Genomic DNA, 20,898 nt, shown 5'->3' on the forward strand with positions numbered 1-20,898 from the left:
AACACCACATAAAATAAATAAGAAAGAAAATGGAGAAAATCTCCATTAATAAACTTCTAAAAAATCTAAATATTTGCTATATGATCATTTAATGATTTAACTTTTAATTCATTCTCTTTAACAGCTTCAATAGCATTTAATGCTGCTCTTGCTCCTGCTAAAGTTGTCACATAAGGAATTCCAAGTTCAATAGCTAAACGTCTAATGGTATAACCATCTTTGGAAGCCTGTTCACCATGAGGAGTGTTTATGATCATATCAATCTTACCGTCTAAAATAGCTTCCTTGATGTTAGGGGTTCCTTGGGAAACTTTCTTAATTCTTGTAATAGGAACATCAAATATGGCATTAGCTGTACCTTTTGTAGCAAATATATTGAATCCTAAAGCATGAGCTTTTTCAGCTATTGGTTGGATCTTCTTTTGGTCCTGTTCCCTTACACTAATCAAAAGATTTCCTTCCTTAGGCAAGTCCATACCTGCTGAAAGCTGTGATTTATAGAAAGCAAGACCGAAGTTCTCGTCTATACCAATACTTTCACCAGTGGATTTCATTTCAGGACCTAAGATACTGTCGGATTCGGTTAATTTCAAGAATGGGAAAACAGATTCCTTAACAGCTACGTGATTAATCTTAATCTCTTTGGTTAAATTAAGGTCTTTGAGTTTTGCACCCATCATCAATGAGGTTGCAACTTTTGCAAGAGGAACACCAATAGCTTTACTTACAAATGGAACTGTTCTACTTGCTCTTGGGTTAGCTTCAATGATGTAAACTTTCTCTTCATCTAATTTAACTGCATATTGAATGTTCATCAATCCAATAACATCTAATTCTAAAGCTAATTTTCTTGTATTTTCCCTAATGACTTCAAGCAAATGTTCTGGAATTGTTTGAGGAGGTATTACACATGCAGAGTCTCCAGAGTGAACACCTGCTTCCTCGATGTGTTCCATAATACCTGCAATGAATACATCTTCACCATCACATAAGAGGTCAACATCAAGTTCAACAGCATCTTCCAAGAACTTGTCTACAAGAATAGGGTGCTCTGGGGAAACCTTTACAGCTTCCTTCATATACTCTTCAAGTTCTTCTATACAGTAAACGATTTCCATTGCTCTTCCACCGATAACATATGATGGACGAACAAGAACTGGGAATCCAATTCTTTCAGCTGCTTCTCTTGCTTCATCAAAGGAATTAGCCAATCCATAAGGAGCTTGACGAATATTCAAATCGTTAAGCACTTCGGTGAATCTTTCTCTGTCTTCCACTCTGTCAATGCTTTCATATGGAGTACCGAAGATTTTGACTCCTGCTTTTGCAAGAGGGACAGATAGGTTAATTGAAGTTTGACCACCGAATTGAACGATTACACCTTCAGGTTCAACTTGTTCAATGATTCCCATAATGTCTTCAAAGGTTAATGGTTCGAAGAACAGTTCATCTGAAATGTCATAATCAGTACTTACAGTTTCAGGGTTGTTGTTTACAAGGATAGTTTCAATTCCTTGATCTTTTAATGCGAGAGAGGAGTGTACACAACAGTAATCGAACTCAATACCTTGTCCAATTCTAATTGGACCTGCACCAATAATCAAGATTTTCTTGTTATCTGTTTTAATGAGTTCATTACCTTTGTCATAACTACTGTAATAATATGGAGTTTTTGCTTCAAACTCTGCTGCACAGGTATCTACCATCTTATAGGATGGCTTGATGTCAAACTTATCAAGAAGTGCTTTTACATCTTCTTCTTTAATTCCTGCGAGTTTTGCAAGAGTGAAGTTAGAGAATCCTAATTTTTTAGCCTTAAGCAAGAATTTTTCATCTTCAAGTGCTTCTTTTGTTACTTGCTTTTCAAACTCTACTATGTTTTCGATTTTGTATAAGAAGAATGCATCCATTTTGGAAAGTTCTGCAAGTTCTTCTACACTTCTTCCATCTTTTATAGCGGAGTACATGTGGAATAATCTTTCATCAGTAGGATTTGCTAAATTATCTTCAGTGTATTCTAAATATTCAAATCCATGCAATCCAATGTCTAAGGAACGAATAGCCTTTTGAATAGCTTCCTCATAGGTTCTACCAATAGCCATTACTTCCCCGGTCGCTTTCATTTGAACTCCGATTTTTCTGTCAATTCCTTTGAACTTGTCAAATGGCCATCTTGGGATTTTCACTACGATATAATCGATGGATGGTTCAAAGGAAGCAGGAGTTTCCTTGGTAATGTCATTTCTGATTTCATCTAAAGTGAGTCCAAGTGCAACTTTTGAAGAGATCTTTGCAATTGGGTAACCTGTTGCCTTAGATGCAAGTGCACTACTTCTACTTACACGAGGGTTTACTTCAATGATCTTATATTCATTGGTTTCAGGGTTTAAAGCGAATTGGATGTTACATCCACCATTAATTCCCAAGTTTCTAATAATCTTGATGGAAGCGTCCCTTAATCTTTGGCATACTTCATCATTAAGGTTTTGAATAGGAGCAACTACAATACTGTCTCCGGTATGTATACCCATTGGGTCCACATTTTCCATGTTACATACAATGATACAGGTATCGTTCTTATCCCTCATTACCTCAAATTCGATTTCTTTCCATCCAAGAACGGATTCATCGATTAAAACTTGGTTAATGTAACTCATGTCAAGACCATGAGTTGTAACTTCGATAAGCTCTTCCTTATTATGAGCCACTCCACCACCAGTACCACCCAAGGTGAATGCAGGACGTACAATTACAGGATAACCGATTTCCTCAACAGCCTCTAAAGCCTCTTCAACAGATTCAACTGCATGACATTTAGGAATAGGTTCATCTAACCTATCCATAAAGTTCGCAAACAGGTCTCTGTCTTCCACATCTGCAATGGTTTGAACATCAGAACCAATGACCTTAATGCCTTCCAATAGTCCTAATTTTCCAAGTTCAGTTGCAATGTTTAAACCGGTTTGTCCACCCATAGTAGGCAAAATAGCATCAATATTCTCTTTTTCAATAATCTGAGCAACAAGTTCTGCGGTTAACGGTTCAGTATAAATAGTATCTGCCATATCCATATCAGTTTGAATGGTAGCAGGATTACTGTTTACAAGAACAGTTTCCAATCCCTCTTCTCTAAGTGATTTACAAGCTTGAGAACCAGAGTAGTCAAACTCAGCAGCCTGACCAATCTGAATAGGCCCAGAACCAATTATAAGCACTTTTTTAATATCCTCATCAACAGGCATATTATCCTCTCTCAATCCACATTAAAGTAATAATTTTATAATTTTTAAAATTTTAATAATTTAATAATCAATTAAATATAATCAATTAAATACAATGAAATTCAAATCCTAGTACTCCTTAATCATTTTTCCAAACTCTTCAAACAAGACTCTTGTATCATTTGGACCAGGACCAGATTCTGGATGGTATTGGATAGTTCTTAAAGGCAATTCCTTATGCAAGAATCCTTCAGGAGTACCATCGTTCAAGTTAATTTGGGTCAATTCCAAATCAGTGCCCTTTAATGAATCCGGATCTACAGCAAATCCATGATTTTGAGAAGTGATGAACACTTTTCCAGTTTGCAAGTCCTTTACTGGTTGGTTTGCTCCCCTGTGACCAAATTTCATTTTATAAGTGGTAGCACCAAATGTCTTTGCAATTACATGCTGACCCATACAAATACCAAACACTGGGAACTTGTTAATTAATTTACCCACATTTGCAATTGTGTCAGTCAATCTTTCTGGGTTTCCAGGACCTGGAGATACCATAAGTCCATTTACACCATAATCCAAAATGGTTTGATAATCAGTATCGTAAGGGAATAAAGCAACACCAATATCATTTTCCAAGAAACAATTAATGATATTCTTTTTAACACCACAATCAAGAATAGCTACAGTTTTATCAAAGTCTCCGAAAGTCTTTACTTCAGGAGTTGACACTAAAGGAACCAAGTCTAAATCAATAATGCTTTTATGCTCTTGAGCACGAGCCACAAGTTCATCATCATCAATTTCTTCAGTCGCTAATGCCGCTTTAAGAGAACCTTTTTCACGAATCTTCAAAGTTAAGTCTCTTGTGTCGATATCTTCAATTCCAGGTACTTTAAACTCTTTTAAAAAGTCATCTAAAGTCTTTTTAGTACCGAAATTGGATAATTTTTTACAAGCTTCTCTTACTACAAAACCTTCAACCTGTACCTTATCGGATTGATACCATTCCTCACTGACTCCATAGTTACCTTCCAAAGGATAAGTGGACATTAATATTTGTCCTTTGAAAGACGGGTCAGTAAGCGCTTCGGTATAACCAGACATACCGGTTGAGAAAGCAAGCTCACCTACAGTTACTGTTTCATAACCAAAGGCTTCACCTTTTAGAACAGTTCCATCTTCTAAAGCTAATTTTGCTTCATTTCCCATATTTTCACCATTTTATTCATTGTATTTAATCTAAAATAATCATCAAATTAAATAGCAATCTAAAGTATTTTCCATAAAAAATGATACTTTTTGCTAAATTAATTTACCTTAATTATTTATGTAATTTATTTAATTTAAACTATTCTATAAATCCGATTTTTATAAAAAAATCTTATGAAAAATTCATAGAATTTAATCAAATTTCAACTAAATATTACATTATAATATAATATCTATTATACAAAATATTTTAAGTTATCTATTGAAAAAATAAATTTTAAAAAAATAGTTTAAGAATAGTTTAATTGTTAATAAAAAATAACTGATTTTTAATAAAGATTGAACAAGAATCAATAAAAAAATAAAAAATAAAAAACAAAACTTTTGAGTTAAACTTAAAATTAAACTTTGAGTAAATTTGAGTTAAATCTTGAGTAGAAATCAGCGTTCCTCAGTAGAACATCTATCAAATTTCATTTGCTTTGAAATCTCTTTTTTACGTTTTTGGGAAATTTCAGCATTCATTTGATTCATGAAATTGTCAAATTTTTCAGACCCCCTAGAATCATTATCATTTCCATCCAAATAATCCTTTTCATTTGATTTGATGAAATCTGATTTGTTTAGATTAGATTTGATCATGGAATGTCTTACAACCAATTCATCATAGAACCATCTGACTGCAAATCCATCAGAACTGCTTAAAGAGATTAAATGCTTGGTATAGCCATTTTTTGAATAAACAATTACTATAGAAGAATATAATGAAGACAAATCAGACTTATTAAGTTTCAAGTCAATGATTTCGCTATAAAAAATCTTAAGGGAACCCATGGATTTACGTTGAAGCAATGATTTCTTTTTCAATAAGATATGATTCTCTTCAAGTGAGGTTTCAGAGATGATGTTTGAACTCATGCAGGATTTGGAAAAAGCTTGAAAGTTCAAAGTTTGCCCATCATCTTTAGAGCTTAATCTCTTTTGTGAAAAAGAAAAATTAAGAAGATATCTAGAATCTGGAGAGTAATTAGAATTATTTTTTTCCATAATATCACAAAGAATAAAAACTATTAAATTAATCATTAAAATGAAATATTAAATTGAAGTATTAATTTTCCCCTCTAAAAAGTACAATAAAATTATGTAAATCACCATTGACCCAAAATAGCAGATAACATCAATAATGTCAAATATTGCTCCTGCTTTAATGTACAATGCCACATATTCCCATACAAATGAAGCTAAGATAGTCACGATAATTATTAGCCATACATTAGTCAACTTATAAGGGTAAATTAGATTTAAAAAGCTTAATAACACAACAATAGCTAAAAAATCATTGAAATAAAACATGAAAAACCAATTGATTTCATGCAAGAAATGATTGTTCAATAAGTAAAGGGACAACCCTACGATCAAAATAATGAGATTATATATTCTAAATCTTTCATTATTTTTCTCAAATGAAAATCTTTTTAATAAATTATCTAAATTAAACATTCAAATCAAATAGATCATGAAAGTAAATCAAACTTTTTAATTAATCAAAAGTCATTATAAAAATAGCCACCAATAAAACAATAACCATTAGAATAATCAATAAAGAAGTGTTATTTAATGAAATGGATTTATAAAACCCATTAACGCTTCCTTGATTATCATATCCATTATCGTATTCCTTTTGATTAAAATCACCTTGGTAATCACCATTATCTGTTTCTATAATCTGAGTATCCTTTACTTCATAATCTTCAATATCAATAATGCCATCAGCCATATTATCACATTATGCATTTCATAAAAATATCTTTATATACTATACCAATACATTGTTCTATTTTCACTAATTAAAAATTTAAAATCTTTTTTTAATTTCACTAATTAAAAATTTATAAATCTTTTTATAAATAATTGTTCTTAATTATAATTATAGATATCTATAAAAATAATTAAAATAATAATTAAATTATATTTAGTTTATGACAATTTAAAGCTGAAGGTGAAACAATGAACCAATTTTGTCCAAAGTGTGGGGCAAAACTTTATGATATCAACGCTAAGTTTTGCAGCCAATGCGGAGCTAATTTAAGTGAAAAGAAGGAAATCAACCCTAAGGACTTACCTGAAGAGCGAATTGACTTAAGGGAAGGCATGACCAATAGAAATACTGGAATGTGGAAATCAACCAAATGGGGAAGGCGAAAGAAAAAACCAGTGAATTGGGATATGGAAAAATAGTTTTTATTTATTGCTCAGTAAAAAAAAAATTAAAATTATACAAAAATTAATTAAAACTGATGATTATTGGAGATTACAAAATGAAAACAAAAGAGGAAATTGGAGAAAAAATTGAAGTATTAAATGATAAGATTGCAGGGTTAAGAGCTGAAGAAGATAATCTAACAAATGAACTTAAGGTAATCCTTGCAGGATCCGAATTGCAATCAATCATGTTAACAAGCACTTTAGTTAGCTCTGAAAGCCAAGTTCGTGACTTGCTTGAAAAATTTGAACAAAGGGCAGAGGAACTAAATGAAAAATATGAAGAAGCATCCATTGCAGGAAATGCAGAAATGAAAAACCAAATTCATGCTATGATTTGGACAAATGACATTAGATTAGACACCATCAAATGGGTTCTTGAAGAAGATGAAGAAGAAATCTAATTAAAAATTTTATATTAAAAAGTTTATATTCAAAAGGTTATATTTGAATATTTATTAAAATATTATATTTACTTGTATTATTAAGAGATAAGACTATGAAAAAGATTATTCCATTATTGCTTTTATCATTAATCATTTTATGCCCAATAATTGCTGAAAGTGCAGATGCAACTACATTATTCTTAACTTCAGACAATTTGCATGAGCATGATGCGGATTTTGCAAGATTGAATGATATCAAGGAAAGAATTGAATCAAAAACCAATGGGGACATTGTTGTAGTGGTTGATGATTCAGCTTCAAATCCCGGAGAAGGGACAAGGGTAATGGCAGCCAGATGTGATGTGGCCGTTACAATAGCTGGCGCTTGTGCAGGAAATTTAGTTGACCTTGCAGACTATTCCACTAAAGTCAGCAAAAAGATCATCTATGTAAATGCAGGTACCCTTGATTTGAATACAATAAATTTCCTTAGAAGGTCCTATGATGACAATTGGTCACATTACACATTTGCATCAGTTAAAAGCCCTGGAAAATTCTTGAATGACGCTGGAATAAGCTTGATTCAACCTGCTCAGGAGTATCCTGACGATTGCTATAAAGGAATTATCGCATATGACAGCGATAATGTAAACGAATACATTGCAAATGAAATCATCAATGCAGTTTATGCTGGAACAAGTGAAAACAAGCAATTGGATACAGATTTAATAGTTTATCACAAGTTAGACCCTAAATACTTGGCAGAAGATTCTAAAAAAATCGTTGATGGTCATGGAAGCGATATGCAGGAATCCTATGGTTCCTACACTACCCCTCAATTATTGTATATGAGTGCCTCATATATAGATGGATACGGATTAGAAGTTCCTGGAGAGTTTGGAGCTCCTGATAACCCTCAGAAATATTCAAGCTTTACTAAAGGAGAATACTCATTTAACGATTATTACAATATGGCAGATATAGTTGTAGACTATATGAATGAACATGGCAAAGCACCGGATTCAATTAACTATGAAGGAGCAACTATTGGATATTATGACTTGGTTTACAATTTTGCACTTCTTACAGAAGATGACACAAGCGCAAGCACTATGAATTTCCCATCAGAAATGGAATTCCATAAATACTACAGCGATTTCCTATTTGAAATCTTGCCAATAGGAATAATAATCATTATAATAATTGTAATCCTATTGATAGTGAGAACTATAATAAAAAGAATAAAAAGAAGAATCAGAAGAAGAAAAGAAAGGAAATATAGGAAAAGAATGCAAAGAGAAAGATATGGCAGAAATCCTAGACAATTCCATAGAAATATAGATTCAAGATATTATTCAGATTACGATTATCCGTCCAATCAGCCAAAAAGATTACATAGGCAAGAAAGAAGGCGAAGATAAATCAAAGAACAAATGAAAAAAAAATATTATATGAAAATTATTATACAAGGAGTTCAAAAATGACAGAACCTCAAAACAATGCAAAAGATGAAGAATATATTGATAGTTTAAAAGATGAAATAAGCTATTTAAGAGAGATTCTAGCTAGCAAACTCTTTGAAGAAGATAATTTAATAAATTTCACTTGCAGAGAAATTGAAACAGATTATTCCTTGAAATTTGGAGTTTATAAATACAAGATTAAAGATTATAAGCTTAAAATCAAAAAAACAAAAAGAACTATTGAACTCATTAAAAAAATGATTGATCAACAATCTTCTAATCAATTCAATAAGGAACCTGAGGAATTAGAGGAAAATCAAATCAAAATCAACAAAACCAAAATAAATAAGCCAAAAATCAATATGAGTGAAATTGAAAGCCATATTGAAAATGAGTTTAGTGAAGAAGTTCTTGAATTGGAAACAGAAACTGCAAAAGTGAATATCCTTATTGAAGAGCATAAGAATAATTTAAGTAAAAAACAGGACTTCAAGGAATTGCACACCATTTACAAGGATTGCATAAGAAAGATTCATCCTGATTTATTGCTTGAACCAACAGATTATGAAGAAAATCTATTTTTCGCCTCTAAAGAGGCATATGAGGATAGGAATTTGGAGGAATTGAGATCCGCAGAAAATCTGATAAATAGGCACGAAATTGAAAATGAACCTATAACTGTGGAAGACTTTGAAAAGTTAAGGGACCAACTTGAAATCAATATTGAACTGGAAGATAAAGAGATTTCAAATATAGTCAACTCTAAACCATATACTCAACAGAAGTTCCTATTGGATACCAAAAAAGTGAATAACTATAGGGAAGGATTAGTTACATCTTTATTGGAAGTTGAAAAAGAGTATATAAGAATCAATAAAGACTTAAGTGAATTGAAAAAAGAGAACAACCTTAGCTATAAACTAGATTTGACTAAAAATAATTAAAATTATTAATTTTATTTCATTTCTTTAATTCTTTTTATTAATTTTAATTATTTTTATAAATTTTAATACTTTTTTTATTAATTTTAATCCTTTTTATTAATTTTAATTATTTTTATATATTTTAATTATTTGATTAATTGCTGATTTTATTGGTGCTGAATAACATTACATAAGCATCTGATCCATCCTCATAATAATTAGGTACTTTCCTATCAATTTCAAAACCGAATTTTTGATAGAAACTAACTGCCGCTTCATTATGAGATTTCACTTCCAAGGTTATCCTATGAATATCAATATTCTTGAATATGCTTATTGCCATCATAAGCAATCGAGTTGCTATATGCTGTCTGCGGAATTTGCTATCAACTGCAAGAGCAATTATATGGCCTAATCCTTCTTCTTTTACCCAAAAAATAATATATCCTACAATTTCACCATCTTCAACAGCTACAAGAAAACCTGCACCGATTTCATATAATTGCTGAAGAATGGCCAATTCATAAGGTGTGGAAAAGGACTCTACTTCAATTTGATATACCCTAGCCAAATCAGAAGGGACAAATTCACGAATAAACATATTAAACACTTGAAAAATCAATAGATATATTCTTTAATCATTATTTTCTAATTGAAAATTTATATTAATATTATTTGATTTACTCTATTAAAAAGATTTCTAAAAATTAAATTAATATCATAAAAAGTAAGATAAAATAGAACTAAACTAGAACTAAACTAGGCGGAATTAGGACTAAACTAAGACTAAACTAAGACTAAACTAAGACTAAACTAAGACTAAAGTAAGACTAAACTAAGGCTAAACTAAGACAAAGTAAGACTAAATTGGGCTAAAATAGAACATTTAAATTGTTAAAAAATAATATATGATTATAGAAACACAAATGATATCAAGAAACAAAAACTTAAAAAGGAATAAAAATGTGGAATGATTTAGAGGAATATATACTAAAATTAGCTATTGAGAATAGCGAAAAAACAGGCAAAAAGACAAAAATAGTTGAAATTGGAGCAGGCAAATTTCAAACAATTTCTAAAAATTTAAGTGAAAATGAGAATATTGATATTGTAATGACAGATATTGATCCTGCAAATGAAAACATTATTAGGGACGATGTCTTCAATCCAAATATGAGCATCTATAAAGATGCAGACATATTGTTTTCAATCAGACCTCCAGCGGAATTGCAGGAAGCGATTATGAAAATAAGGGATAATGTTAATGCTACACTAATAATAAAACCATTATTCAATGAGGATTTGAATATGAAAACCAAAAAAATGAAGTTAAAAAATTATAATCGTGCCTCATTTTACATATATGAAAGATAAAAAAAGGATTTCACAAATCAAAACCTTAAAAATTAAAACCTTAAATATTTAAATAAAAAAAATTAAAGATATACATTTACACCTTATTATTTATATATAAATATAAATGTAAATGATAAGAATTTAAATGTAAATGATAAGAATTTAAATGGTGAAAATATAATTAATTTCACCAAATACTATTTTTAGAAATTAGGAACTGGGGATTCATATTGATAGAAGAAATATTAAAACAGTATTCCACTCAAAAAGAAGGGCTTAGCCTTTCTGAAGCAAACGCTCGATTAGAAGAATATGGGCTGAATAAACTGAAAGAACAAAAGAAGAACAGTCCTTTGAAATTATTTTTATCTCAATTTTTAGATGTTTTAATATTCATGCTTATCATTGCAGCTATAGCAAGTTACATGATTGGAAATCATTTAGATGCAATTGTAATACTTGTAGTAGTGATAATCAACTCAATAATAGGTTTCATTCAAGAATATCGTGCTGAAAATGCTATGGAAAAGCTTAAGAGCTTAGTACACACTGATGCACATGTTAAAAGAGACAATACCCTTAATAGAATTCCAAGTGAAAATCTTGTACCTGGAGACATTGTACTTCTTGAAGAGGGAGACAAAGTTCCTGCAGATTTAATCTTAATTGAATCATATGATTTGAGAGTGGATGAATCCTCTTTAACCGGAGAGTCAGATTTTGTTAAAAAAGACACAAATTATGAAAGCATTTCAGATTTCTCAAATAAAATCAAGAATATCCAAAAACATTCCAAAGAGGAAGCGGTGCAAAGTAAAATAGTATCCATGAATTCAAATGTACTCTTTGGAAAAGGAACAGGTGTTGTAATAGCTACTGGAATGGAAACAACCATCGGCAGAATAGCTACCATGATTCAAGGAGAGGAAGAGGAAACTCCTTTAACAATTAAAGTGGGCAAATTAGGTAAAAAGATTGGAATACTATCCATTATCGTTTGTATTTTTGTATTCTTTATAGACTTTTTCCAAGCTATGGATCTTCTTGAAAGCTTCATGACTGCAGTTTCCCTAGCTGTTGCAGCTATTCCAGAGGGACTTCCTGCAGTTTTAACTTTGACTTTAGCATTAGGAATGCAAAAAATGGCAAAATCCAATGCAATCGTTAAAAAATTATCATCTGTAGAGACATTAGGATCATGCACGTACATCTGTACAGACAAAACAGGAACATTGACCAAAAATAAGATGAGTGTAAGGCAACCTTTCTTAACCAGTCAAGAGAATGGAGTATTAATTGCAGGTTTATGCAATGGAGTGAGATACGAAGATGGTGAATTGATTGGAAACCCTACCGATTTGGCATCATACTACTTTGCACTTGATAACGATTTTGAAAAGATTAAAGCAAATAGGAATTTTGAAAAAGAATTTGAAATACCTTTTGACAGCAATAGAAAAAGAATGACCTTCATTTACAGTGAAATAGATGATGAGAATAATAAAGATTATTACGTTTTAACAAAAGGGGCTCCTGAATTAATTTTAGATCTATCTGAAAAAATCGATTTCAATGGACATATAAATGATTTTGACATTGGCACAAAAAATGAAATAATGCGGGAAATTGACAGAATGACAAAAAGGTCATTAAGAGTCATAGCGCTTGCCTATAATAAAATAGATAAGGGGGAATATGAAAAGATTTCAGATTTAGACAATAAGGAAATTGAAAAAGGCGATTCTGAAATACATAGAACATATTCCAAAAATAAGCATCATGGAGAATCTTTTGAAAAAGATTTGATATTCGCAGGCCTTCTTGGAATCATGGATCCGCCAAGGCCAGAAGCTATTGATGCAATAACAGATTGCCAAAAGGCAGGAATCAATGTAGTGATGATTACTGGAGACCACAAGGACACTGCAACTGCAATAGCTATGGAATTGGGCATTCTCCCTAGAGACTACTATATCCATGAAGAAAATTATAATAATTCAATCTTAACTGGACAGGAATTGGAAGATTTAAGTGATGAGGAATACGATGAGATTGCGAAGGACATCAGAGTTTATGCAAGAGTATATCCTGAACAGAAAAGAAGAATAATTGAAGTTCTGCAAAACCATGGCGAAATCGTATCAATGACTGGTGATGGTGTAAATGATGCACCAGCGCTTAAGAAAGCTTCCATTGGAGTAGCTATGGGAAGTGGAACAGATGTTACAAAAGAATCTGCAGACATGATTATACAAGATGATAACTTTGCTACAATAGTCTCTTCAATAAAAGAAGGGAGGACAATATTTGACAACATCAAAAGATTCTTAAAATTCCAATTATCCACTAATATTGGGGCAATATTAACCATCACTATAGGATCATTATTGCCAATACCAACTCCATTCACTCCGATTCAGCTTTTATGGATCAATATAATAATGGATGGCCCTCCAGCACAATCATTAGGTTTGGAAGGACCAGAAAAGGACATAATGAGAAGACCCCCTGAAAAAGGAGAATTGATTAACAGGAAAACAATAATCAAAATTACCATTTCCGGAATAGTCATGGCAATAGGCACATTAGGACTATTCATTTATGAATTGAATAATGGAGTGGGAGATGTTAAGACCAAAGCAATTACCATTGCATTTACAGTATTTGTATTGTATCAATTGTTTAATGCATTGAATTATAGGTCCAGTTCAAAAACTAGAAACACAATGCTTTGGTTATCCCTTATTGGATCATTCATATTGCAGGTTCTTGTTATTTATGTGCCATTCCTGCAAACAATCTTCAAGACCTGTGCAATTGGATTATTTGATTGGGTATTAATCATCATTGTTTCAGCAATAATTTTATTAACAGATAAGATTGCTAATAGGATTGTAGATGGAAACATTTAAACTGGTACATGAAGCATGCAACATTAACTAAGCTACAAGAACTAAGCTACAAGAACTAGATGTAAAAAATTTAAAAAAATTATAAATAGTATATTAACAAAAATATTATTAAATAAAATTATAATTATTAAATAAATTATTGATTTTTTTAGGAGGAATATTATGAATTTAATAGCAGATATTATTAACGGACTTTCATCAATGTCAATTGTTATGATCGTAGGTTTCATTATTGTTGTTGCATTAATGACTGTCATAGCAAAAAAAGCTTAAGATAGATTTTCTATTAATTTTTAAAATTAATATTAAATCATCCAAATATTTACCACCATAAATACTTTTTTTCTTCATCAAAAAATTTTCAAAAAATCATCATCAATATCCTATTTTTTAATAAATTATTAAATTTTACTAACTGCATATAGATTACTATTTTTCAAAAATTATTATTATAACAATATTTTAATTAAATTAAAACTATACACAATTAAATTAAAAGTTTTATAAAAAGTATTATTTTAATGAAAGTTATCATTAATTAAACTATGATGAATTTTTTAATCAAAAAATTTAATTGAAAAATTGAATTTTTAATGGAAATTTTTAAAAATTTGAAAATAAAATTAGAAAAAAATTAGAAAAATTAAAGAATAAAAAATTAATGATCATAACAAAATGAAAAAAATTTAAAAATATTAGAAAATTTAAGAATAATAAAAAAAGTTATAAAAAAACGCCGAGACTGGGATTTGAACCCAGGCGGCTATTACACCACGGGATTTCAAGTCCCGCGCCTTACCAGGCTAGACTATCTCGGCATATGATATGTAAAATAAATATAGATTTATTAAGAATAATCTAATAGAAATTTAGTAAAAATTTAAAATAAAAGTATGAAAATTAATTCTGAAAATAAATTCAGAACAATTAACTTAATTATTTAAGTTCAATTTCAATACTTACGTTATCAGGAACGCTTACTTTCATAATTTGTCTCATAGCTCTTTCATCAGCGCCAATTCCAATTAAACGTTTGTGGATACGAAGTTCCCATTTTTCCCAAGTAGCTTTTCCTTCTCCATCTGGAGATTTTCTAGTTGGTACAACTAATTTTTTAGTAGGTAATGGAATAGGGCCAGAAATATCTACACCAGTTCTTTCAGAAATTTTCTTTAACTGGTCACAGACATAATTAATTTTTTCAGGATCAGTACCTGTAAGTTTAATTCTAGCTTGATTCATTTTAATCCTCCTTAAACAGGTTAATAATCTAGTTTAAACCTAAAATATGATTAAACTAGATTACTAGATTAAAACATACTATAGATTTAAAATAAGTATTATTTAAAACCTAAAAATAAAGATTTGATTTATTAGGAAAATTAAAAACTTTCTCTAATAAATTTTCAAAATTAAAACTAAAAAAAATAAAAAATGATAATTTAATTAAAAATTAATCATTGATCTTATTTTTTGTCAGTTACTTTAAGACATAAACCAGCTGCTACGGTTTGACCCATATCTCTGATAGCGAATCTTCCCATTGGAGGGATGTTTGCAGCTTCTTCCATAACCATAGGTTTGGTTGGTTTAATTTGTACAATAGCTGCGTCACCAGTTTTAATGAAGTCAGGTTTGGTTGCTTCAGGTTGACCGGTAGCAGGGTCGAGTTTAGAAGTTAAGTCTAAGAAAGTACATGCAGTTTGTGAGGTGTGACAGTGGAATACAGGGGTGTATCCTACGGTGATTACACCAGGGTGTTGTAATACTACAACTTGTGCAGTAAATTCTTTAGCTACAGTAGGAGCGTCAGTAGTGTGTCCAGCTACGTCTCCTCTTCTGATATCGTTTTTACCTACACCTCTTACGTTGAATCCGATGTTGTCACCAGGTTCAGCTTCAGGGAAAGTTTCGTGGTGCATTTCGATAGATTTTACTTCACCAGATACTCCAGCAGGTTCAAAGATAACGTTGTCTCCTTGTTTCATGATACCAGTTTCTACTCTTCCTACAGGTACAGTACCTACACCAGTGATGGAGTATACGTCTTGAATAGGAATTCTTAATGGTAAGTCTACAGGTTTTTCAGGTGGTACTAATTTGTCTAATTCATCCATTAATGGACTACCTTTGTACCAGGACATGTTACCGGAGAGCTCTTTGATGTTGTCTCCTTCAAATGCAGACATAGGGATGAAAGGAGTGGTTGCTGGGTCTCTACCGATGGATCTGAGTAAGTCAGATACTTCATCTTTTACTTCGTTGAATCTGTCTTCACTGTAATCTACCATATCCATTTTGTTTACAGCAATGATTAATTGTTTAATACCTAAAGTCATGGATAAGAACATGTGTTCTTTGGTTTGTGGCATTACACCGTCGTTAGCAGCTACTACTAATACAGCTGCGTCAGCTTGGGATGCACCAGTAATCATGTTTTTAACGAAGTCTCTGTGTCCAGGACAGTCTACTACAGTGTAGTCGTATTTGTTGGTGGAGAATTTTTGGTGAGCTAAGTCAATGGTTACTCCTCTTTCTCTTTCTTCACCTAATTTGTCCATAACAAATCTGAATTTGTCTTCACCTTCATCTAATTGTTGTTCAGCGATTGCACCAGCTTTTAATAATAAGTGTCCTACTAAAGTGGATTTACCGTGGTCAACGTGTCCAATAAATGCTAAATTTAAATGTTCTTTTGCTTTTGCCATTATAAAAACCTCTTTTTATAAATTGTATATAAGTTAAGTATATAATTAAGTAAAATTATTTGTTAAGTTATTTATATTGTTGAATATTTTTGAAATACTTATGAAATAATAATCAATAAATGTTATCAAAGATATATCAACGGATTTATTCTATAACTTACATGTAAAAATTACATGGTAACAATTACATGCAATATAAAATAAATCACATGTAATATAAGAATACTCAACTATATGTATATTATTATATTTTTTATAATATATAAACTATATGATTATAATACTATTTTTTTAATAATTGAAAAAATTAAAAAAACAGTATATTAAGTATAAAACTTAATGAGATTTAATTAAAAAAATAATTAATTAAAATAAAAAATTAAAATTAGGAAAAATTCCTAATTTAATAAAAACAGATCAGAAAAATTAAGATAAAGATTATCTTAATTTAACTTAGAGATTATCTAATTTAGAACTTGTCTAATTTAGAACTTGTCTAACTTAGAACTTATCCTAAGTAGTGGTCAGGACCAAATGGTTCTGGGGATAATCCTTTTCTTTCTCTGATTTGTCTAATAATTTGACTTTGCAATTCTCTTGGTAATCTTTCGAAACCGGAGTTTTCAGTAGACCATAAACATCTACCTTGAGTTGCAGATCTGATTTCACCAGCGAAACCGAACATTTCAGCTACAGGTACTTTAGCTTCAACGTTTACCATGTCACCTTCAGTTGGCATGTCGATGATTTGACCTCTTCTGTTTAAGATTTCTTTAGTACAGGATCCCATGTAATCAGTTGGGGTGTTAATGAAAACTTTTTGAACAGGTTCAAGTAAGGTAGGGTCTGCCATCATCATACCACCTTTAATAGCGTTACGGATAGCAGGTAAAATTTGAGCTGGTCCTCTGTGAACTGCGTCTTCGTGAAGTTTTGCATCTACAAGAGTGAATTTCATACCCATTGCAATTTCGTTTGCAACTGGACCTTCTTCGAGTGCAGATTCGAAACCTTCAATAACAAGCTCTTTGATCTCATCTAAGTATTGAATACCACGAGTCATGTTGATGAATAAGGATTTGTTGTAAACATCCCATACTCTTCTAGCTTCTTCTTTGTCAAGACCATGTTCAATGAATTTTTGAGCTTCTTCCTTATCTTTGATTTTACCTTCTTTGATGTCACCATTTTGCAATGCTTGGAAGATTGAATCTTCTAAAGGTGCAACTTCAAGGTATAATCTGTTATGCTTGTTAGGAGATTTACCTTCTACAGGGTTAGCAGTTTTTCCTGCAACGGTTTCTCTGTATACAACAATGGGTTCGGAAGTGTTGATATCTACCCCTTTGTTGTTGATTCTTACACCGATAACTTCTAAGTGAAGTTCTCCCATACCGGAAACTAAGTGTTCACCAGTTTCTTCGTTAATGTTAACGTGAATGGTAGGGTCTTCTTTTGCAGTTTGTCTTAATACTTCAATAAGTTTTGGTAAGTCTTTAGTGTTTTTAGCTTCTACAGCTACAGTAACTACAGGTTCAGAGATGTGTTCAATTCCTTCAAACTCTACAATCTTGTTTTCAGGAGAACAGATGGTTTCACCTGCGGTAGCTCCTTTTGCACCAGTAATGTAAACAATGTTACCAGCAGGAACCTTTTCAGTAGGAACTCTTTCAGGACCGAAGAAAACACCTACTTGTTGTACTCTGGATCTAGCTTGACCTCCTACCAAGAACACTTCAGTACCTTGTTCTACAGTACCACCGTATACTCTACCGGTAGCTACTTCACCAGCGTGCTTATCTACAGATACATTAGTAACCATTACAGCTAAAGGTCCGTCAGGGCTGGTGTGAATCATGGTTTGACCAGCTTCACTTTCAATGTCTCCATCCCAAATGTTAGGACATCTGTATTGTTGGGAAACTTCAGGAGAAGGTAAGTGTTCTACTACCATACCTAATAATACTTCAGCTAAAGGTACTTTTTTAGCTAATTCTTTTTGGTTTTCATCATTACAGTAATCAATGATGTCTTTAAAGTTGATTCCGGTTTCTTGCATCATTGGGATGTTAATAGCCCAATTGTGGTATGCTGAACCGAATGCTACACTACCATCATCCACTTTTACAAGCCATTCATCTTTTTTATCTTTAGGAGCCATTTTAGTGATTAATTTGTTAGCTTCATTGATGATTCCAATGAATTTGTTTGCTAATTCTTCTGGTCCTAATTTTACTTCGTTGATTAATCTGTCAACTTTGTTAATGAATAATACAGGTTTAACTTTTTCTCTTAAAGCTTGTCTAAGTACAGTTTCAGTTTGAGGCATGATACCTTCTACTGCACATACAACTACTACTGCACCGTCTACAGCTCTCATTGCACGAGTTACGTCTCCACCGAAGTCAACGTGACCAGGAGTGTCAATTAAGTTAATTAAATATTCATCATCATGATATTCGTGTACCATAGATACGTTTGCAGCGTCAATGGTAATACCACGAGCTTGTTCTTGTTCGTCAAAATCTAAGAATCTTTGGTCTCCAGCAAGTTCTTCAGAAATCATTCCTGCACCTGCTAAGAGATTGTCGGATAAAGTAGTTTTACCGTGGTCAATGTGTGCACAGATACCAATGTTTCTGATATTTGCAGGTTGATACATCAATTCTTTGATTTTTGCAATCATTTTGTCTCGTCTACTCAAAATCATCACCTATAAACATTAGTTTATTATTTAAGTCTATATTTAAGTCAATATTATGTCTTTTAAATAAAAAAAATTAAAAAATTAAAGAATATAAAAATTAAACAGAATTCAGATTAGAATGCTTTTTTAAAAATTTAATTAAAAATTCAAAAAAGAAATTAAAAATAAAATTCTGATTAATTCTATAATTATTAAAAACACTAAAATTAGTGTGCTGCTTTTGCAACTCTTTCTTTTTCTTCTTTTTTCTGTAAAGCGAAACTTCTAGTATCTTCTTCAGATGCAAAGATTAATTCGTTTGCTAAACATTCAGCTACAGATTTTCTGTTTTTGAATGCAGATTGTAAAGTTCCTCTAGTTAAGAATCCTAAAGAAAGGTCTACTCTTCTTTGTGGAGAAATGTCTACAGCTACTTGGTATCCAATACCACCGTATTTAATACGGGTAGTTTCTTCACGTGGAGAAGTGTTTTCTACAGCAGTAACTAAAACTTGAACAGGGTTCTTTTTAGTTCTTTTGTGAATAATTTCTAAAGCTTCTTTTACAATATTGTAAGCTTTGTTCTTTTTACCAGAGTTTCTTTGGGTTCTCATGATTTTGTTCATTAATCTTTCTACAATAGAAACTTTGGATTTTGCAAATTGTCTTTTTACGTGTCTACCTAAAGTATGAGGAACGATAGTTTCATCTAAGCAGATGTATCTTTTTAAACCTAAATCTTGTACCTCTACTTCGTCAAGGTCCCATTTATCAAATAATTTAGCCATGAAAATTACCTCAATTATCTTACTGGTTTATCAATTTTTCCGCTTACCATTTCGGATAAAGCAACATTGTTAACTTTACTTACTTTCCAACGAACTCCTGGAATGTCACCCATGGATCTTCCAGATGGTCCACCGATACCTTCAATCATAACTTCATCGTGCTCATCGATAAAACCGATTGCTCCGTCACCTGGTGCAAATGCAGTTAATTGTTTACCGTTTTTGATTAATTGAACACGAACACATTTACGAATAGCAGAGTTAGGTTGCTTTGCTTCAATTCCTACTTTTTCAATAACGATTCCTCTAGCTTGAGGTGCCCCTTCGAGAGGGTCTGCTTTTACATCTAAACGTAATGCTCTTCTTTTGTAATCTACGTCTTTCCATTTAAAATTTTGTCTATTCTTTTTAAGCTTTTTAGCAGCAAAAAGTCCTGGCATATTTATTCTTCCTCTTAAGTTTTTACGACAAATGTCTTTTTGAATAAATTACAAGATTAAAATAATTAATTCCATTCAGATAGAAGTCCACCGCTGCGATTTACTATTATATTTACTAAACATTCCATTAGGACTCTAAATTAAGGTGATTAAGCTCAATTGATGTCCAAAACACTAAAATTATACGATAAAATAACCATATAATAGCAATCAAAACTCCTATACAAAATAGAATATAAGTATAGAATCTAATTAAATACATTAATTAAACGAATTCTTTGATAATTTAATTAATGTTTGAATCATTGAAATTCAATTTGAAATCCAATGATGTGAAAATAATATAGGTAAAACTATAATAAATACAAGAAAACTATAGCAAAAACGCACACATAGCTATTAGTTTTAGAAATAAAGAAATTATAGCTAATAAATTATATTAATCAACATTAAAAATTAAGATAAAATTTTTTACACACAAATGTTAATTTAACATAATGTTACCTATTATAATAATATATTATAATAACTTTATTAATAAATG

General features: G+C 31.3%; 17 protein-coding genes and 1 tRNA gene. 6 read left to right on the top strand and 12 right to left on the bottom strand.

What is annotated here, in order from left to right:
* Positions 1 to 65: 65 nt before the first annotated feature.
* The 5 genes from carB to QZU90_RS07955 all read right to left on the bottom strand — a co-directional run bounded on the left by carB (position 66) and on the right by QZU90_RS07955 (position 6,207).
* Positions 66 to 3,242: a carbamoyl-phosphate synthase large subunit gene (carB, locus tag QZU90_RS07935; protein ID WP_295605570.1), complete on the bottom strand. Its 3,177-nt coding sequence runs from the start codon at positions 3,240 to 3,242 to the stop codon at positions 66 to 68.
* Between the two features lie 108 nt (positions 3,243 to 3,350).
* The gene (carA, locus tag QZU90_RS07940) at positions 3,351 to 4,430 is read right to left on the bottom strand and encodes a glutamine-hydrolyzing carbamoyl-phosphate synthase small subunit (protein WP_295605568.1); all 1,080 of its coding nucleotides are present in this window, start codon (positions 4,428 to 4,430) and stop codon (positions 3,351 to 3,353) included.
* A gap of 441 nt (positions 4,431 to 4,871) precedes the next feature.
* On the bottom strand, positions 4,872 to 5,477 hold the full coding sequence (locus QZU90_RS07945) for a hypothetical protein (protein WP_295605566.1): 606 nt from the start codon (positions 5,475 to 5,477) through the stop codon (positions 4,872 to 4,874).
* Positions 5,478 to 5,525: 48 nt separating this feature from the next.
* A complete protein-coding gene (locus tag QZU90_RS07950) occupies positions 5,526 to 5,930 on the bottom strand; it encodes a hypothetical protein (RefSeq protein ID WP_296856546.1) in 405 nt (134 codons plus the stop codon).
* 40 nt (positions 5,931 to 5,970) lie between these two features.
* A complete protein-coding gene (locus QZU90_RS07955; protein WP_295605562.1) occupies positions 5,971 to 6,207 on the bottom strand; it encodes a hypothetical protein in 237 nt (78 codons plus the stop codon).
* Positions 6,208 to 6,437: 230 nt separating this feature from the next.
* Between QZU90_RS07955 and QZU90_RS07960 the strand changes: the two genes are divergently transcribed.
* From QZU90_RS07960 to QZU90_RS07975, 4 genes are all read left to right on the top strand, one after another.
* A complete protein-coding gene (locus tag QZU90_RS07960; RefSeq protein ID WP_295605560.1) occupies positions 6,438 to 6,668 on the top strand; it encodes a zinc ribbon domain-containing protein in 231 nt (76 codons plus the stop codon).
* 80 nt (positions 6,669 to 6,748) lie between these two features.
* Positions 6,749 to 7,096, top strand: coding sequence for a hypothetical protein (locus tag QZU90_RS07965; RefSeq protein ID WP_295605558.1), 348 nt, complete (start codon positions 6,749 to 6,751; stop codon positions 7,094 to 7,096).
* 95 nt (positions 7,097 to 7,191) lie between these two features.
* A complete protein-coding gene (locus QZU90_RS07970) occupies positions 7,192 to 8,499 on the top strand; it encodes an adhesin (protein WP_296856549.1) in 1,308 nt (435 codons plus the stop codon).
* 59 nt (positions 8,500 to 8,558) lie between these two features.
* Positions 8,559 to 9,485, top strand: a complete 927-nt coding sequence (locus QZU90_RS07975) for a hypothetical protein (RefSeq protein WP_296856551.1) — start codon at positions 8,559 to 8,561, stop codon at positions 9,483 to 9,485.
* A 133-nt stretch (positions 9,486 to 9,618) separates the two neighbouring features.
* On the opposite strand, the gene rimI is transcribed toward QZU90_RS07975, so the two are convergent.
* The gene (gene rimI / locus QZU90_RS07980; protein ID WP_295605552.1) at positions 9,619 to 10,065 is read right to left on the bottom strand and encodes a ribosomal protein S18-alanine N-acetyltransferase; all 447 of its coding nucleotides are present in this window, start codon (positions 10,063 to 10,065) and stop codon (positions 9,619 to 9,621) included.
* Positions 10,066 to 10,427: 362 nt separating this feature from the next.
* Between rimI and QZU90_RS07985 the strand changes: the two genes are divergently transcribed.
* Both QZU90_RS07985 and QZU90_RS07990 read left to right on the top strand, forming a co-directional pair.
* Positions 10,428 to 10,838 (top strand): UPF0146 family protein, encoded by a 411-nt coding sequence (locus QZU90_RS07985; RefSeq protein ID WP_296856553.1) that lies wholly within the window; start codon positions 10,428 to 10,430, stop codon positions 10,836 to 10,838.
* A 215-nt stretch (positions 10,839 to 11,053) separates the two neighbouring features.
* Entirely contained in the window at positions 11,054 to 13,732 is a 2,679-nt protein-coding gene (locus QZU90_RS07990) for a cation-translocating P-type ATPase (protein ID WP_295605638.1), read from the top strand.
* A 734-nt stretch (positions 13,733 to 14,466) separates the two neighbouring features.
* On the opposite strand, the gene QZU90_RS07995 is transcribed toward QZU90_RS07990, so the two are convergent.
* The 6 genes from QZU90_RS07995 to QZU90_RS08020 form a co-directional block, all read right to left on the bottom strand.
* Positions 14,467 to 14,550, bottom strand: a tRNA-Ser gene (locus QZU90_RS07995).
* Between the two features lie 118 nt (positions 14,551 to 14,668).
* Positions 14,669 to 14,974: a 30S ribosomal protein S10 gene (rpsJ, locus tag QZU90_RS08000; RefSeq protein ID WP_292776411.1), complete on the bottom strand. Its 306-nt coding sequence runs from the start codon at positions 14,972 to 14,974 to the stop codon at positions 14,669 to 14,671.
* Positions 14,975 to 15,198: 224 nt separating this feature from the next.
* On the bottom strand, positions 15,199 to 16,440 hold the full coding sequence (gene tuf, locus QZU90_RS08005; RefSeq protein ID WP_296856555.1) for a translation elongation factor EF-1 subunit alpha: 1,242 nt from the start codon (positions 16,438 to 16,440) through the stop codon (positions 15,199 to 15,201).
* A gap of 508 nt (positions 16,441 to 16,948) precedes the next feature.
* Positions 16,949 to 19,144: an elongation factor EF-2 gene (locus QZU90_RS08010; RefSeq protein WP_296856557.1), complete on the bottom strand. Its 2,196-nt coding sequence runs from the start codon at positions 19,142 to 19,144 to the stop codon at positions 16,949 to 16,951.
* Positions 19,145 to 19,353: 209 nt separating this feature from the next.
* Positions 19,354 to 19,914, bottom strand: a complete 561-nt coding sequence (locus QZU90_RS08015) for a 30S ribosomal protein S7 (RefSeq protein ID WP_295605545.1) — start codon at positions 19,912 to 19,914, stop codon at positions 19,354 to 19,356.
* A 14-nt stretch (positions 19,915 to 19,928) separates the two neighbouring features.
* Positions 19,929 to 20,354, bottom strand: a complete 426-nt coding sequence (locus QZU90_RS08020) for a 30S ribosomal protein S12 (protein WP_067147408.1) — start codon at positions 20,352 to 20,354, stop codon at positions 19,929 to 19,931.
* Positions 20,355 to 20,898 lie beyond the last annotated feature (544 nt).

This window comes from uncultured Methanobrevibacter sp., assembly GCF_902784195.1.
Classification (GTDB): Archaea; Methanobacteriota; Methanobacteria; order Methanobacteriales; family Methanobacteriaceae; genus Methanobrevibacter.